At 61.8% G+C, this 16,692-nt stretch carries 13 protein-coding genes; 3 read left to right on the top strand and 10 right to left on the bottom strand.

What is annotated here, in order from left to right; translation table 11 throughout:
- Positions 1-2 precede the first annotated feature (2 nt).
- Together ACEN2R_RS00940 and ACEN2R_RS00935 are read right to left on the bottom strand one after the other, a co-directional pair.
- Complete coding sequence (locus tag ACEN2R_RS00940; protein ID WP_442038283.1) at positions 3-881, bottom strand: cation diffusion facilitator family transporter; 879 nt, start codon at positions 879-881, stop codon at positions 3-5.
- A 61-nt stretch (positions 882-942) separates the two neighbouring features.
- A complete protein-coding gene (locus tag ACEN2R_RS00935) occupies positions 943-1,443 on the bottom strand; it encodes an SH3 domain-containing protein (protein WP_442038281.1) in 501 nt (166 codons plus the stop codon).
- A 148-nt stretch (positions 1,444-1,591) separates the two neighbouring features.
- Between ACEN2R_RS00935 and ACEN2R_RS00930 the strand changes: the two genes are divergently transcribed.
- The 3 genes from ACEN2R_RS00930 to ACEN2R_RS00920 all read left to right on the top strand — a co-directional run bounded on the left by ACEN2R_RS00930 (position 1,592) and on the right by ACEN2R_RS00920 (position 6,019).
- Positions 1,592-2,578 carry a 2-hydroxyacid dehydrogenase gene (locus ACEN2R_RS00930; protein ID WP_442038279.1) on the top strand — a complete coding sequence of 329 codons (987 nt, stop codon included), beginning with the start codon at positions 1,592-1,594 and terminating at the stop codon, positions 2,576-2,578.
- A 53-nt stretch (positions 2,579-2,631) separates the two neighbouring features.
- A complete protein-coding gene (locus tag ACEN2R_RS00925) occupies positions 2,632-3,402 on the top strand; it encodes an alpha/beta hydrolase (protein ID WP_442038277.1) in 771 nt (256 codons plus the stop codon).
- 124 nt (positions 3,403-3,526) lie between these two features.
- The gene (locus ACEN2R_RS00920) at positions 3,527-6,019 is read left to right on the top strand and encodes a GcvT family protein (protein WP_442038275.1); all 2,493 of its coding nucleotides are present in this window, start codon (positions 3,527-3,529) and stop codon (positions 6,017-6,019) included.
- Between the two features lie 167 nt (positions 6,020-6,186).
- Here the strand turns inward: ACEN2R_RS00920 and ACEN2R_RS00915 are convergent, their stop codons facing one another.
- From ACEN2R_RS00915 to xdhA, 8 genes are all read right to left on the bottom strand, one after another.
- A complete protein-coding gene (locus ACEN2R_RS00915) occupies positions 6,187-7,122 on the bottom strand; it encodes an aldo/keto reductase (protein ID WP_442038273.1) in 936 nt (311 codons plus the stop codon).
- A gap of 93 nt (positions 7,123-7,215) precedes the next feature.
- Entirely contained in the window at positions 7,216-8,295 is a 1,080-nt protein-coding gene (locus ACEN2R_RS00910; protein WP_442038271.1) for a BMP family ABC transporter substrate-binding protein, read from the bottom strand.
- Between the two features lie 55 nt (positions 8,296-8,350).
- Positions 8,351-9,280, bottom strand: coding sequence for an ABC transporter permease (locus tag ACEN2R_RS00905; RefSeq protein ID WP_442038269.1), 930 nt, complete (start codon positions 9,278-9,280; stop codon positions 8,351-8,353).
- Positions 9,277-10,365 carry an ABC transporter permease gene (locus ACEN2R_RS00900; RefSeq protein ID WP_442038267.1) on the bottom strand — a complete coding sequence of 363 codons (1,089 nt, stop codon included), beginning with the start codon at positions 10,363-10,365 and terminating at the stop codon, positions 9,277-9,279. The genes ACEN2R_RS00905 and ACEN2R_RS00900 overlap by 4 nt, the downstream gene beginning before the upstream one ends.
- Positions 10,366-10,419: 54 nt before the next feature.
- Positions 10,420-11,952 (bottom strand): ABC transporter ATP-binding protein, encoded by a 1,533-nt coding sequence (locus ACEN2R_RS00895; protein WP_442038265.1) that lies wholly within the window; start codon positions 11,950-11,952, stop codon positions 10,420-10,422.
- Positions 11,949-12,875, bottom strand: coding sequence for a xanthine dehydrogenase accessory protein XdhC (gene xdhC, locus ACEN2R_RS00890; RefSeq protein WP_442038263.1), 927 nt, complete (start codon positions 12,873-12,875; stop codon positions 11,949-11,951). The genes ACEN2R_RS00895 and xdhC overlap by 4 nt, the downstream gene beginning before the upstream one ends.
- A complete protein-coding gene (gene xdhB, locus ACEN2R_RS00885) occupies positions 12,872-15,172 on the bottom strand; it encodes a xanthine dehydrogenase molybdopterin binding subunit (protein WP_442038261.1) in 2,301 nt (766 codons plus the stop codon). Before xdhB ends, xdhC begins: the two co-directional genes overlap by 4 nt.
- A complete protein-coding gene (gene xdhA, locus ACEN2R_RS00880) occupies positions 15,169-16,542 on the bottom strand; it encodes a xanthine dehydrogenase small subunit (RefSeq protein ID WP_442038259.1) in 1,374 nt (457 codons plus the stop codon). Before xdhA ends, xdhB begins: the two co-directional genes overlap by 4 nt.
- Positions 16,543-16,692 lie beyond the last annotated feature (150 nt).

Genomic DNA, 16,692 nt, shown 5'->3' with positions numbered 1-16,692 from the left:
AATTAGCGCGCGACATCCTTGTGGATGATCACATCTGTCTGAGGATAGGCCTTCAAGATCGCGCGGCGCAGGCTAGCGCCGATGGCGTGGGCCTGTTGCAGGGTTTGATCGCCATCTAGTTCGATGTGAAGGTTCACAAAGACAACGGCACCGGCGGTGCGGGTTTTGAGGTCGTGAAAGCCCCGCACTTCGGGCCAGTTGCGGGTGATCTCGGCGATCCCTTCGATCAGGGCCGGATCGGCGGCGCGGTCCATCAGGGCGTGCCATGCGGCCAGGAAGATGCGGGCGGACCCGAAGATCAGGATCGAAGCCGCACCAAGCGCCACAATGTTGTCGATCTGGGTCAGGCCAAAACGGCTGGAGGCCCAAAGCGACAGGATCGCGCCGACATTGGGCAGAAGGTCGCCCATATAATGCAGGCTGTCGGCGCGGACCACCCGGCTGCCCGTGCGCGTCGCGACGTGGCGCTGCCAGAGGACAAGCGCTATGGTCAGCGCGACAGAGGCCCCCATGATTGCCATGCCAGAGCCTTCGGACGTCAAGCGGGACGGGGTGGGTGACAAAAGCCGTGCGACCGCCGCCCATGCGATCACGCAGCCGGATGCCGCGATAAAGACGGATTGGCCCAGGGCTGCCAGATCTTCGACGGAGGAATGGCCAAAGGCGTGGTCCTCGTCTGCGGGGCGCGCGGCATACAGGATGGCGACAAACGCCACGAGCGACACCATAAGGTCCAGCGAGGAATCGGTCAGGCTTGCCGCGACGGAAAGAGATCCGGTTTGCCCCAAGGCCCAGAGTTTCAGCAACACCAGTGTCAGCGCGACAAAAACCGATGCCAGACCGGCAGAGATGTTCAGTTTGATGGACCCTGTCACGCTCATGTCGACCTGCCTTTGCAAAAGATGGAGGTTCGGCCCGTTTCGAATGGATCGGGCAAGCCGTCTATTCCCTGATCTCGTCAGGGTCGACGCCCCAGATTGCCGTTTTCCGGACCCAGCCGCTTTCGCCGCCGGCGGTGATGCGGCACCAATCGACAAGGCATTGGCCAAGTCGCGCAATCACGCCCGCCTCTGCTGTGGCATTCACTCCGGCCTGATTGTCTGGTTTTGCCCGTAGCGCCAGCATATTCTCGTCGACGATGACCGTTCTGACCCCGGACAAAAGCGAGTAATGCACCCAGCCCCCGGCACCGTCACGGTCCATGACGCGTCGCCAGTGGCCATATTCTGCCGTGATTTGCAGCGGCAGATCCTTATGTTTGAACACCCAGTCGATGCGGTGTGACAGGCTGGGTCCGCGCCGCACGTTGCCTTCGCTGGCCTTCATCGACACATAGCGCGGGATGGGCAGGTTCGTCACCTGTCCTTTGTCCTGCGCCATCGCACCGCTTGCCATCGCAATCGCCAGAATGGCACCGCCTAAAATATCCGAAACGCGCGTCATGTTCGATCCGCCCGACATTTGTCTGTCTGTGCCCCGACCCGAAGGCCCTGTTTTTTTGATGCTTTTCACGCCGCCCACTTGTGCCGCGTCCCGCTATCCGCCACTTTGGCATGTAAGGGCCGCGAAGGAAAGAAAAGGGAGATGGGACATGCCAGATAAGCGTCTAACTGTTGTCGTGACGCGACGGTTGCCCGAGGTCGTCGAAACGCGGATGAAAGAACTTTTCGACGTCGAGTTGCGCGACGAGGACACACCGTTGTCCAAAGACGAACTGGTCGCCGCGATGAAGCGATCGGACGTTCTGGTGCCGACGGTGACGGACACGATTGATGCGGGTATGATCGCACAGGCGGGCGACAAGCTGAAGCTGATCGCGAACTACGGCGCGGGTGTTGACCACATCGACGTGCAGACGGCGCGTCAGCGGGGCATACTTGTGTCCAACACACCCGGTGTCGTGACCGAAGACACGGCTGACATGACGCTGGCGCTGATCCTTGCGGTCACGCGGCGTATCCCCGAGGGTCTGGCGCTGATGCAATCGGGCAATTGGGCCGGCTGGGCCCCCACGGCGCTGTTGGGCGGGCGTGTCGGTGGGCGGCGGTTGGGCATTCTTGGCATGGGGCGGATCGGTCAGGCCGTGGCGCGGCGCGCGCGCGCCTTTGGCATGCAGATTCACTACAACAACCGAAAGCGGCTGCACGCAGATATAGAGGACGCGCTGGAGGCGACCTATTGGGAAAGCCTTGACCAGATGGTCAGTCGGATGGATGTGATCTCGATCAATTGTCCGCACACGCCTTCGACATTCCATTTGATGAATGCCCGGCGATTGAAGCTGATGAAGCCTTCGGCGGTGATCGTGAACACCTCGCGCGGCGAAGTGATCGACGAGAACGCGCTGACACGGATGCTACGCGCCGGAGAGATCGCCGGGGCGGGGCTTGACGTGTTCGAACACGGCGCGGAAATCAATCCGCGCCTGCGTGAATTGCGCAATGTGGTGCTGTTGCCGCATATGGGGTCGGCCACAGTCGAGGGGCGGGCTGAAATGGGCGAGAAGGTGTTGATCAATATCAAGACCTTTGCCGACGGCCACAGGCCACCCGATCTTGTGGTCCCGTCCATGCTATGACCAGTTTGCAACCGGTAGGTTCGGACGGGCAGCGCGTAATTTATCGCGAGGCAATGACCGACAATGGCCTGATGCCGCTTGTGCTGGACATTTATCTGCCCAAGGCAGACGCGCCGATCGGGACGGTTCTGTATCTGCATCCGGGCGGCTTTCTGAACGGTGATCCGTCGATGGCGCAGGCCTACACGGCAGAGCTTCTGGCGCAGGGGTTTGCGGTGGTGTCCGCGCAATACCGGCTAAAGCGCCATCTGGGGCATCTGACCTATCCCTTTGCCGGCAAAACCAAAAAGCTAAGAGCCGAGACGCCAGCGGAGTACAACCTGCCGATCAGGTTTATCGGAAGGGCGGCCCATACCGCGACAGAGGATGGTCTGGCAGCGCTGGACTGGATCGCATCGCACGGTGCGGCGCATGGCCTCAATACCCGGAACCTGATGATATTCGGGGTCTCTGCCGGGGGGATACTTGCCGCGAACATTGCCTTTCTTGCCCCCGCCCTTGGCATAACGCGCCCGCCCTTGTCTGCCGTGGTTATTCTGTCGGGGTCTTTGGCAAACCTCGCGATCTGCGACATGACCCGCGGGCCGGCATTGCTGTGGGCCCATGGGCGGACCGACACCAAGGTGGATGCAGGGTCGGCCATCGCCGCAGAGCAGGCGTGCCGGACCAGATCCGCCCCGACCCGGTTCTTGTTTATCGACAGGCATGCGCATGGCACCTATCTCTATCGGTCGCCAAAGGGATTGCCCGGTGCGGATGCCGTGTCCCGGCGCATGATTTTCTGGGAGTTCCTGAAAACCCACCACGCCCTCCCCGAGTCGTGAACCGCTGCCATGGACAACCGCGCGGCGGGTCGGTTTTGACGCGCTTTTAGTCGGCGGCACATGCTTGTTTCGACTGATTTGTGCTTAATTGCAGCCATATCCACTCGGTCAAGGACGATACCCTATGAAAACCCACGTCAAAGCTCTGGTCGTCGGCGGCGGCGCCATTGGCACATCAATCGCCTATCATCTGGCCCGTGCCGGATGGGACGATGTCATGCTGATGGAACGGGATGAGCTGACGTCGGGGTCGACATGGCATGCGGCAGGTCTGCTGCCGTTGTTCAACATGTCCTTTGCCACCACACATATCCATAAATACTCGGTCGAGTTCTACAAAAGCCTGGAGGCGGAAACGGGTCTGAACGCCGGATTCGCGGTTGTCGGCAACCTGCGGATGGCCCAGACGAAAGAGCGGATGGATGAATACATGGTCTATGCCACCACGGCAGAGACCTGCGGCGTGCCCTTCGAATGGCTGACGCCCGCGCAGATCAAAGAGCGGTGGCCGTTGATCAACACCGACGACCTGAAGGGCGCGATCTATCACACCTCTGACGGTTATATAAATCCTGCCGACGTGACGCAGGCCATGGCCAAGGGCGCACGGCAGCGCGGGGTTATCATCGAACGAAAATGGCAGGTCGATGGCTACGAGTGGACGGGCAGCCATTGGAATGTGACCTGCACCAAGATGATCGAAAAGGGCGGCAACCTTGTCCCGTCGGACGAGCAGGTCGTCGTTCAGGCAGAACATGTTGTGACCGCCACGGGCAACCATGCGCAGCGCACCGCCAGAATGCTGGGCATCAAAATTCCCGCGATCCCGGTAGAGCACCAGTTCATCGTGATGGATCAAGACCCCGCATTGGTCGAGTTCCGCAAAACCCACCCCGAGCATCCGGTGATCCGCGATGCCGATGCGCAATCCTATGTGCGCGAGGAGCGGGGCGGCTGGATTTTGGGCGTCTACGAGAAGCACGCGCCTGCGCGGTTCGAATACGGTGTGCCCGACAGTTTCCGCGCCGACCTGTTCCAGCTGGATCTGGACCGGATCGAGGACCAGTACGCCGCGATGATCCACCGGATTCCATCGTGCGAGGAGTCGGGCCTGAAGGACGATTTCAATGGCCCGATCTGCTACACCCCCGATGGCAACCCGCTGGTCGGTCCGGCCCCCGGATTGCGCAATATGTGGCTGGCCGAGGGGTTCTCGTTCGGGATCACAGCGGCGGGCGGCACGGGCTATTACCTGGCGCAGATGATGGTCAACGGCGAGGCGGAGATCGACATGGCCTCGCTTGACCCCAAGCGCTACGGCAATTGGATGACGACCGAATTTGCGGCCCGCAAGAACGAAGAATGCTACGAACACGTCTACATCCTGCACCACCCCGACGAAGAACGCCCCGCCTGCCGCCCGCTGCGCACCTCGCCGGCCTATGACCGTCAAGCAGTTCGTGGCGCGCAATTCGGGTTTGTGAATGGTTGGGAGCGCCCGAACTATTACGCGCCCATGGGGTTCAACGACCACGACGCGCGGTCTTTCCGCCGTGGCGGATGGTGGCAATATGCGGTGGAAGAGGCTAAGGCGATCCGTGAGGGCGTGGGCCTGATCGACGCGACCGCCTTTACCAAGCATATCGTCAAAGGCCCCGGTGCGACGGCGTTTCTAGACTGGTTCACCACCAATAAACTGCCGAAAGTGGGCCGGATCAACCTGACCTATGCGTTGACCTCTGCGGGCACGACGCGAACGGAATATACGATCGTGCGGTTGAAGGACGACGAGTATTATCTGGTCTCGGCAGGGGCATGGACGGATTATGACGCCGACTATCTGCGTAAGGCAATCGAGGACAAAGAGGCGGAGTTCGGCCGGATCGAGATGCAGAACGTCACGACGCAGTGGGGTGTCTTCGCGATTGCCGGACCGAAGTCCCGCGATGTTCTGAAGAAGGTCATCAAGGACGCAGAGCCGGAAACGGCCCTGTCAAACAAGCGGTTCCCCTGGTTGTCTGCGCGCCCGATCGAGCTGGGCATGTGCCCGGTCAACGCGATCCGCGTCGCCTATACCGGCGAGCTGGGCTGGGAATTGCATCACCCGATCGAGATGCAGAATTACCTGTTCGACCTGCTGGAAAAGGCAGGGGCAGAGTTCGGGATGAAGCTGGTGGGCGCAAGGGCGCAGAACTGGCTGCGGCAGGAAAAAAGCTATCGCGCGTTTGGCACCGAACTGGGCCGCGATGCGACGCCTATCGAGGCCGATCTGCCGCGCTTTGTCGATCTTGGCAAAGGCTTTCACGGCAAGGATGCGATGGTGGCGACCGGCGTGCGGTCGAAATGCGTGACGCTTTTGATCGATGGCCCGGCGGATGCAGACCCATGGGGCCGCGAGGTTCTGTTTGCCGAAGACGGCACCCGCGTGGGGCGTTTGACGTCGGGCGGCTATTCGGTGGCCTTTGGCACGTCTATCGGCATGGGCTATGTGAAGCCGGAGCATGCGGCTGTGGGGACGGTGTTGAAAGTGCGGATGTTCCGCGAATTGTGGACGGCAACCGTGGTCGAGGACAGCCCCTATGATCCGGCGAACACCACGATCCGTCTGGACGGATAAGACAATAGGGCGGCCTTTTCGGGTCGCCCTTTTTTTTAGGGTGGCGGAGGCGCGTTCCGCGCCATTTCTTTTATCTCGCCCCTTTCAGGGGCTCGGGTTTTGCGCTTCGCGCGAGAGTATTTTTGCCGAGAAGAACGTGGAACGCCGGTCTTTGGCGTCGCTGTCGGCTATGCCTCCTCAAGCCTGTCGGTCGCGGGGGCGGGCGTTGGGGTGAGGGCCGTGATCTGCGCATATAGGGTGTCGTCAAAGGTCAGTGCCAGCGCATCGAGCGAGGGTTTCAGTTGATCGGCAGTGCGGGCGCTGATGATCGGGGCGGTGATGGCCGGATTGCGGGCGACCCATGCGACGGCAAGCGTGGCGGGATGGATGCCGGTTTCGGCAGCCAGATCTGCCAGATTGCGGGCCGCGTCGTGCATCCACCCAGGGCCATAGCGGGCAGCGTAGCGGCCATCCTCGGCCAGACGACCTGCGCCGCCATTGTTGTATTTTCCGGTCAGCAGGCCCCCGCCAAGCGGTGAATAGGGCGCGACGGCGATACCTTCGGACAAGGCCATCGGCAGCAGTTCCACCTCTGCCTGCCGTTTCACGAGGTTATACATCGGCTGCATGATGTCGATCCGGACGCCCAGTTTTCCGGCAACCGCCTGTGCCTTCATCCCTTGCCAGGCGGAAAAGTTCGAGACGCCTATATGGCCGATCTTTCCTGCGGATTTCAGCCCTGCAAGTGCGCCGAAGGTTTCCTCAAGTGGAACATCTGCATCCCAGCGATGCAGGTACAGGATGTCGATGTAATCCATGCCCAGACGTCCGCGGCTGATTTCGAAACCGGTCAGGATGTTATGTGCCGATGATCCGCCTTCATAGGCGGCTTTGGTGGCGATGATCAGCGAGTCGCGCTCCGATGCGGCGAATTCACCCAGCAGGGTTTCGGATGCCCCGCCGGTATAGACAAAGGCGGTGTCGAAGAAGGTGATTCCGGCTGCGCGGCAGGCGTCGAACATGGCGCGTGATGCGGTTTCGTCGGCAGGACCGCCGAACTGCATCGTCCCGAAACAAAAGCGCGACATCGGGGTGCCGTCGGCGGAGGTGATGTGCGGCATCATGCGCGGTCTCCTGATTGGGCTTGCGCTGATCCTCTCACACGAAAAAGGCCCGCGCAATGCGGGCCTTTTCCAATCTCTGGAATTTCAGCTGTCTTAGTTGGGGATGTCGCCGGTGATGCCTTCGACATAGAAGTTCAGGCCGGCCAGCGTGCCATCGTCAGCCGTTTCGCCGTCTTTGAGCCAGACCGATCCGTCCTGCTTGTTCAGCGGGCCGGTGAACGGGTGATAAGCGCCTGACGCGATCATGTCCTTCAGCGCCTCGGCTTCCGCTTTTACGTCCGCAGGCACGGCGTCGGTAATCTCGCCGATGCCCACCATGCCCGGTCCAATGCCGTCCCATGTGTCGGTGCTGGTCCAGGTGCCATCCATGACCGCCTTGACGCGGGCGATGTAGTAGGGGGACCAGTTGTCGATGATCGAAGAGACACGCGGGCTTGGCGCATATTCCGCCATATCGGATGCCTGACCGAAGCAGATCACGTTGCCGGCTTTTTCAGCTGCAGCGCAGGGTGCGGTGGAATCGGTGTGTTGCAGGATCACGTCGGCGCCTTGTTCGATCAATGCAGTTGCTGCGTCAGCCTCTTTCGCGGGATCGAACCAAGTGTAGGCCCAGACGACCGAGAATTCGACGTTCGGGTTGGCCTTTTTCGCGTGGATATAGGCAGCGTTGATGCCGCGGATCACTTCGGGGATCGGGAAGGACCCGATATAGCCGACTTTGTTCGTCTTGGTCATCTTGGCAGCGATCAGGCCCTGAACCGCGCGCCCCTCGTAGAAGCGTGCGGAATAGGTCGAGACGTTGTCAGCGCGCTTGAAGCCGGTCGCGTGCTCGAATTTTACATCGGGGAATTTGGCCGCGACGTTCAGCGTCGGGTCCATGTAGCCGAACGAGGTCGTGAAGATAATGTTCGCGCCGGACAACGCCATCTGAGTCAGCGCACGTTCTGCGTCGGCGCCTTCGGGCACGTTTTCCTGAAAGAACGTCTCGACCTTGTCGCCGAATTCGGCTTCGACCGCAAGACGGCCCTGGTTGTGTTCGTGGGTCCAGCCGCCGTCGCCGATCGGGCCAACGTAGATAAACCCGGCTTTGACCTTGTCCATGCCTTCGGCCAGAGCAGGGGAGGCCACACCCAACGCAAGGGTCGCGGCCAGAATGGATTTCAACATTTTCATAGTATCTCCCTAAGGTTATGACGGGCACAGCGGCCCTTTTTGTGGCAGGACCCCGTCAGGACGAGGCGTGGAAAATCTTACCCAGCGAGGCGGGTGCGTTCAATGAGCGTCCGCGCCCGCGAGCAGACATGATGACCAGCACAAGGATGGTTATCAGATATGGCGACATCGACAAGTATTCGACGGGTATGGCAAGGCCCGCAGCCTGCAAATTCAACTGCAAAACCGTCACGCCGCCAAAAAGATAGGCACCCAGCAGGATGCGGCCCGGTTTCCAGCTGGCAAAAACCACGATCGCCAAGGCGATCCAGCCCGCGCCAGAGGTCATGCCCTGGGTCCATTGCGGCACGCGGATCAGGCTGATGTAGGCCCCACCCAGACCGGCGCAGGCACCGCCGAACATGATCGCCAACAGGCGGATCCGCACCACCTTGAACCCCAGAGAATGCGCCGCATCGTGGCTTTCACCGACCGCGCGCAGCACCAGACCCATGCGGGTATATTTCAGTACGGCCCAGACAACCGCCACCAGTGCGATCGAGACATAGACCATGGCGTCATGCTGGAACAGCATGCGCCCGATGACAGGCAGATCGGACAGGACCGGAATATCCAGATCGGCCGTCGCAGGCGGTTTGATCCCGACATAGCTTTGCCCGATCAACGACGACATGCCCAAACCCAACAGGGTCAGTGCAAGGCCCGCGGGCACATGGTTGGCCAGCAGCAGTTGCGTTAGAACCCCGAACAACAGCGCCAGAACCGCGCCACCGGCGGCCGCTGCCGCAAATCCGATCAGCGGGCTTTGGGATTCCACGGCAACGGCAAAACCGCAGATCGCGCCGATGATCATCATCCCCTCGACGCCCAGATTAAGCACGCCTGCGCGTTCCACGACCAGTTCACCGATCGCGGCCAGCATGATCGGGGTAGAGGCCACCATCAGCGAGGCAATCAGCAGGATTGGATCTATACCATAAATCATGATGCCACCTCTGGGGTGCCGAACCGCACGCGGAAATTGATCAAGACCTCGAAGGCCAGCAGGAAGAACAGCAACATGCCCTGAAACGCCTGAATCGCTGCCGAGGGCAGCCCCAGCATGAATTGCGCCAGCTCGCCCCCGATATAGGTCAGTGCCATCAACAGCCCCGCCAACAGGATACCGACCGGATGCAACCGGCCAAGGAAGGCGACGATGATTGCCGTAAACCCGTAACCAGAGTTGAAATCGATGCTGATCTGGCCCGCAGGCCCCGATACTTCGAACAACCCTGCAAGACCTGCCAAGGCACCCGACGTGCCCAGGCAGACAAGGATCAGCCGCTTGGGGTTCACACCCGCAAACCGCGCGGCGCGGGGGGATTGGCCGGTCAGCCGGATCTGGAACCCCAGCATATGCCGGTTCAAAAGGATGTAGGCAAAGATCACCGCGATAAACGCGGCAGCAACGCCCCAATGCATACCCGTGCCCTTGATCAGTTCAAGGTTGGCAGAGGCCGCGTATTGCGACAGGTTGCGCGAACCGGGAAAGCCGCCGCCCTCCGGGTTGCGCAACGCACCCAGTGACATCGACGCCAGCAGCGCCTCGGCCACATAGACCAGCAAAAGCGACACAAGGATCTCGTTGGTGTTAAAATGGGTCTTCAAAATCGCGGGGATCATCGCCCAGGCCCAGCCGCCCAACGCGCCCGCGATCACCATCAGCGGAAAGACATACCAGACGTCCAGCGGGTAAAACGCCAGCCCCATGGCCGCGCCGCAAATGGCACCGATGATATACTGCCCCTCTGCCCCGATATTCCAGATACCCGCCCTGAATCCCAGCGACAGACCGATCGCGATCAGGATCAGTGGCCCGGCCTTCACCAGCAATTGCGGGCGCGAATAGGATGCGAATTGCGCGTTGAACAGCGGATCCCAGAAAATCGTGCGGATCGCCTCGAACGGGTCTTTGCCCAGCAGCGCGAACATCAACCCGCCCGCGATCATTGTGGCCAGAACCGCCAGCAAGGGCGTCGCCACAGTCCATATCCGCGACGGCTGTGGCCGTTTTTCAAGCCGCATCATGCGCCGTGCTCCTGATACTTTGTTCTGAAAATACTCTCGCCGAAGGCGGACCCGTCATTCCGCAACATGGGCGACCTCCATATCATGCGCACCGCCCATCATCAGGCCGATTTCATCCACCGTCAGGCCAACGGCATTGCGCAGCGGGCTAAGACGGCCCTCGTTCAACGCGCCGAACTGATCCGAAATTTCCATCAGCTCGTCCAGATCCTGACTGATCACGATCAGGGCGCAGCCCGCCGCCGCCAGATCCAGCAACGCCTGACGGATCGCCGCCGCAGCAGAGGCATCGACCCCCCATGTCGGCTGATTTACGACCAGCACATCGGGGCGCTGCAAAATCTCGCGCCCGATGACGAATTTCTGCAGGTTCCCCCCCGACAAGGACCGCGCCGCATTGGCCGGTCCCGGTGTTCGCACATCGAAATCCTTGATGATCCTGTTGGCAAAGGCACGTGCCCCGCCCCAATCCAGAAACCCGTTCTTTACCAGACCTTCGCGCAGGGCGCCGGTCAACATGGCATTCTCTGTCAAACTCATATCGGGTGCGGCCGCATGGCCCAACCGTTCCTCGGGGGCGGTCAACAGCCCCTGCTTGCGCCGCGCATTCGGGCCAAGATGCCCGATGGGCTCGCCCTTCAGCCTGACACAGGCCCCCGCCGACAGCGTCTCTCCCGACAGGGCCGCCAGCAGTTCGTCCTGACCGTTGCCCGCGACGCCGCCGATGCCAAGGATCTCTCCCTGCCGGACAATGACGTTGATGTCCTTCAGGGATGTGCCGAACGGATTGACCGAATTCACCGACAGATGCGTCAGTTGCAGGGCCACATCCCCCAGTTCTTTTGTCTCGCGGTGCGGCACATGCAGCACCTGTCCCACCATCATTTCCGCCAGTTCCCGCGCCGATTTCTCGCGCGGGTTGCAGGTGTCGACAACCTTGCCCAGCCGCAGGACGGTGGCGCTGTCGCACAGCGACCGGATCTCTTCCAGCTTGTGACTGATATATAGTATGGCCGTGCCTTCCGCGCTGAGCTTGCGCAGGGTCTTGAACAGGATGTCGACCTCTTGCGGGGTCAGGACACTGGTCGGCTCGTCCATGATCAGGATCTTGGGGTCCTGCAACAGGCAGCGGATAATCTCGACGCGCTGACGCTCGCCCGCCGACAGTTCGCCCACCAGACGGTCCGGGTCAAGCGGCAGGCCATAGGCCTCTGACACCTCGCGGATACGGGCGGCCAGATCGCGCATCTTCGGCGGGTTTTCCATACCCAGCGCAATATTTTCGGCCACGTTCAACGCATCGAACAGGCTGAAATGCTGGAAAACCATCGCAACACCCGATGCCCGGGCCGCACGCGGCTCCGACGGCTCGAATGGCGCCCCGTTCAGCACCATGCGCCCCGCGTCGGGCCGCACAAGGCCATAGATCATCTTGACCAGCGTGGATTTCCCCGCGCCATTTTCGCCCAGCAGGGCATGCACCTCTCCCGCTTCGATCGCAAACGACACATGGTCATTCGCCACCACGCCGGGATAGGCCTTGGTCAGCCCCTCGACCGACAAAAGCACCGTCTTCTTCCCCGTCATTGTCCCTGCTCCTTGATGGAGTTCTGTTGTCTGTTCCCCGAAAGTAGCCTTGATACCACACCCACGGCAATGGCCTGCGGATGTTTGCCAAGGTCAGGATCGCCTATCGGGCAGGCAATGCGCGAAATTTGTGCATCCGAATGGCCCAGTGCGGCCAACCGCTTGCGAAAGCGCGCCCGTTTCGTGGCCGAGCCAATCAAACCGGCTGTGGAAAACCCTTGTGACAGAACGCGGTGGCACAGGTCCAGATCCAGCGCATGGGAATAGGTCAGGATCAGGTGTTCGGCATCGGGTGGCGCATATCGCACGACATCTGCGGGATTGGCGGCGGGCAACAGGGTGACGCCGTCAGGGGGATCGGCGGGGAACCGGTCTGCGCCGGTGTCCACCCAGGTGATCGCGAACTCGGGCAGGGGCGCCAGAACCGCCACAATCGCCCGCCCGACGTGGCCCGCGCCGTAAACCCACAGCGGGCGGGTTGCGCGGGTGACGGGTTCTATCATCCAGCCGTCCAGCAAGAGCGGCGAAACCGGCGCGCCGGTGCCGCGTGCACGGGTCAATATGCGCTGCACCGCAAGGCTGGCATCGCGCCCGTCGACCGATCGCGCCACCAGTTGACCGCCAAGGCCCGCAACCCGCTCTGCGTCATAAATCTCTGTCAGCAGCGTGACCGTCCCGCCGCAGCATTGCCCCAGCGCAGGCCCCAAAGGCACGCGCCGCAGCCCCTGCGCCTCAAAGGCCCGCGCTGCTGCATCGAACTCCAAAGCCCCGCCGCCGATTGTGCCCGATTGCCCGCCCGGCCAGACCAGCATGGCCGCACCGGTTTCACGCGGGCTTGACCCGTCGAAGGCTGCAATCACCACACGGGCAACACGCCCATGCGTTGCGACGGCCTTGCGCAGGCCCTCCAGATCAAAGCTCACGGCGCCCTGACCCTGTTGACGGCGGCCAGCACACGCTCTGCCGTGGCGGGCGCGTCCAGCGCGGGATAGGCATCGCCGCAGGCGGCCACCGCGTCCGACAGGGCCATCAGGGCGGATATGCCCAGCATCAATGGCGGTTCCCCGACGGCCTTTGACCGATAGATCGTTTCTTCGATGTTCTCGCCGTCCCAAAGGTCGACATTGAAAACATCGGGGCGGTCCGAACAGGCGGGGATCTTGTAGGTCGAGGGCGCGTGGGTTTTCAACGCGCCCTTGTCGTCCCAGACCAATTCCTCTGTCGTCAGCCAGCCCGCGCCCTGAACATAGCCGCCCTCGATCTGGCCAATGTCCAGCGCGGGGTTCAGCGATGCACCTGCGTCATGCAGGATGTCCGTGCGCAGGATGCGGTTCTCGCCGGTCAATGTGTCGATCACCACCTCTGTGACCGCCGCGCCATAGGCAAAGTAAAAGAACGGCCGCCCCTGACCCGCGACGCGGTCCCACTCGATCTTGGGGGTCTTGTAGAACCCCGTGGCCGACAGGCTGATCCGGTTTTCATAGGCCAGTTTGACCGCATCCGCAAAACTGTAGCGTTCGGCACCGACGTGCACTGCGCCGTCCTCGAACCGGACCGCCCAGATTTCGGATTGGTGCAGAACCGCCAGAAACGCCGCGATCCGCTCTTTGATCTCGTCGCAGGCGGCCAGAACGGCCATGCCGTTCAGATCCGACCCGCTGGAGGCCGCCGTGGCCGAGGTATTGGGCACTTTGCCGGTGTCCGTCGCGGTGATCTTCACCCTCGAGATGTCCACGCCAAACCGGCTTGCCGCGACCTGTGCCACCTTCTGGAACAGCCCCTGTCCCATCTCGGTGCCGCCGTGGTTCAGATGGATGGACCCATCCTGATAGACATGCACCAGCGCGCCCGCCTGATTAAGATGCGTCAGTGTGAAACTGATGCCGAACTTGACCGGTGTCAGGGCAATGCCGCGCTTCAAAATACGCTGGTTTGCGTTCCATTCGCTGATTTCCGCCCGCCTGTCGTGGTATCTTGATGTTGCGGCCAGACGCTCGACAATCTCGTCCCCGATGAAATCTTTCACCTCCATGCCGTAGGGCGTCACATCGGGCTTCTTTGTTCCTGAAATATCCCTGCCGGAGGCATAAAAGTTCTTTTGCCGTACCATCAGCGGATCGGCCCCCAGATGGGCCGCGATATGGTCCATCACACGCTCTATCCCGACCATGCCCTGCGGCCCGCCAAAGCCACGAAAGGCCGTGGCGGACTGGGTGTTGGTTTTCAACCGGTGCGACGTGATCCGCGCATGCGGCAGGTTATAGGCATTGTCGGCGTGCAACATGGCGCGGTCGGCCACTGGCAAGGACAGGTCCTGCGCCCAGCCGCAACGCATCAGATGGGTGAACTCGACCCCCGCCAGCCGCCCCTCGGCGTCGAAACCGGCGCGGTAGTCAATCCGCAGATCGTGGCGCTTGCCGGTGATGATCATATCGTCGTCGCGATCATAGCGCATTTTGCAGGGCTTGCCCGTCAACCGCGCGGCGACAGCACAGGACACAGCCAAGGCGTTGCCCTGCGATTCCTTGCCGCCAAACCCTCCGCCCATGCGCCGGATTTCCACCCGCACACTGTGCATCGGCACGCCCAGTGCCTCTGCCACTTTGTGCTGGATTTCGGTGGGGTGCTGCGTGGATGAATGAACCACCATATCCCCGCCTTCTTGTGGCAGGGCCAATGCGGCTTGCCCTTCCAGATAAAAGTGCTCCTGACCGCCGACCTCCATCTGCCCCGACACCACATGTGTGGCACCGGCAATCGCGTCGCCAGCGTCGCCTTTGGTCCAGATCACCGGTCCGGCCTCGAAGCGGCTGTTGGCGGCAAGCGCCTGATCAATCGTCAAAAGGGCGGGTTTTTCGGCATAGGAAACCTTGCCCAGCCGCGCCGCCTTGCGCGCGGCCAGATGGCTGGTGGCAACCACAAGGAAGATCGGTTGGCCAAGGTAGTGAACCGAACCCGTCGCCAGCAGCGGCTCGTCATGGGCCGAGGGCGAGACGTCATTGGCAAAGGGCAGGTCGCTGGCTGTCAGCACGGCCACCACGCCCTCGGCAGAGCGCACCGCGGCAAGATCCATCGCGGTGATGTCGGCATGGGCCACAGTGGACAGGCCGAACGCCAGATGCAGCGTGTTCGCGGGCAGCGGGATGTCATCGACATAGCGGGCCTGACCGGTCACATGCAGGGGGGCCGCATCGTGGGGCAGGGGGCGGGACACGCTCATTGTGTCACCTCCAGCACGCGGGTGGCTTGGCCCGTTTTTTCCAGATAATAGCGCAGCAGCATGCCTTGCGCCGCGGTCAGGCGATAGGCGGCAGAGGCCCGCATATCGCTCATTGGTTGGAAGTCCTGCGCGAATTCCGCCTGTGCAGCGCTGATCGTGGCTTCTGTCCAGTCCTTGCCGATCAGGGCGGTTTCAACGGCCGCCGCGCGCTTGGGTGTTCCGGCCATGCCGCCAAAGGCGATGCGCGCGGCAAAGACCTTGCCATGCTCTATCACGATATCAAAGCAGCCGCAGACTGCCGAAATATCCTGATCGAACCGCTTGGACAGCTTGTAGCATTTCAGGTTGTCGATCTGGCGCGGGAGTGTCACCGCCTCGACGAATTCGCCCGGTTGGCGGTCTTGTTTTCGGTAGTCGAGAAAGAAATCCTCGAGCAGGATATCGCGCCGCGCGTCGCCTTTGCGCAGGTGCAGGCGGGCACCAAGCGCGATCAGCGCGGGCGGCCCGTCGCCGATGGGCGACCCGTTGGCGATATTGCCGCCGATTGTCGCGACGTTGCGCACCTGAACCGAACCATACCGGCGGATCAGTTCGGCGAAATCGGGGTGGTAGGGCGCAATCGCGGCCCCCAGATCGGTCATCGTTGTCGCCGCCCCGATACGGATTTCATCCGCCCCGATCACGATCTGCTTCATCTCGGTGATGTTGTTCAGAAAGGCCAGCGGGCCAAGCCTGCGCAGGTCCTTGTTGACCCAAAGGCCGACATCCGTCGCCCCGCCGATCAGAACGCCGTCGGGATGCGCCACGCACCATGCGGCAAGGTCGTCGGTGGTTTCGGGCAGATAGGCGTTGTCGTCCTGGGGCACTTTGCCGACATGGTCCAGATTCTCGGTCATCCAGTCGGGCACGGGGCTGGTCGCCGCGGATTCTGCCGCACGGACAATCGGGGCGTAACCGGTGCAGCGGCACAGGTTCCCGGCCAGCTGATCGTCGAAATCGGTACGCCCGTTCAGATGCGCCGTGGCCATCGAGACCACAAACCCCGGCGTGCAGAACCCGCATTGCGAGCCGTGATGATCGACCATCGCCTGTTGCACCGGATGTAGCGCGCCGTCCGGCCCCGCGATCCCTTCGACCGTTCGCACTGCGCGCCCCTGAAGCTGGGGCAGGAACAGGATACAGGCGTTCATTGCGCGGGCGCCGTCGGCATCGGTGACCATAACGGTGCAGGCGCCGCAGTCACCCTCGTTGCAGCCCTCTTTGGTGCCGGTCAGTCCGCGATCTATCCGCAGCCAATCCAACAGCGTGCGCGTGGGCGATTGCCCTGATACGCGCACAGTTTCCCCGTTCAGAAGAAACGAAACATCCATAGTGAAACCTGCCGCGTTCTCTTCGTCCAAGGCTTTGGCACGCCCACCCGATGCGGCGGAAAGCAGGTCGTGCGCCTTTTGTCCGAGTTCCAGAGAAGCGCGGATTCGCGGCTTTGGCAAGAGAATCCGCGCTATCCGCTAAAAGGGTCA

Origin of the sequence: Pseudogemmobacter sp. W21_MBD1_M6 (assembly GCF_052119585.1) — a bacterium.
Taxonomy (GTDB): domain Bacteria; phylum Pseudomonadota; class Alphaproteobacteria; order Rhodobacterales; family Rhodobacteraceae; genus JBGQOJ01.
This window is presented reverse-complemented; position numbering and strand designations above follow the sequence as displayed.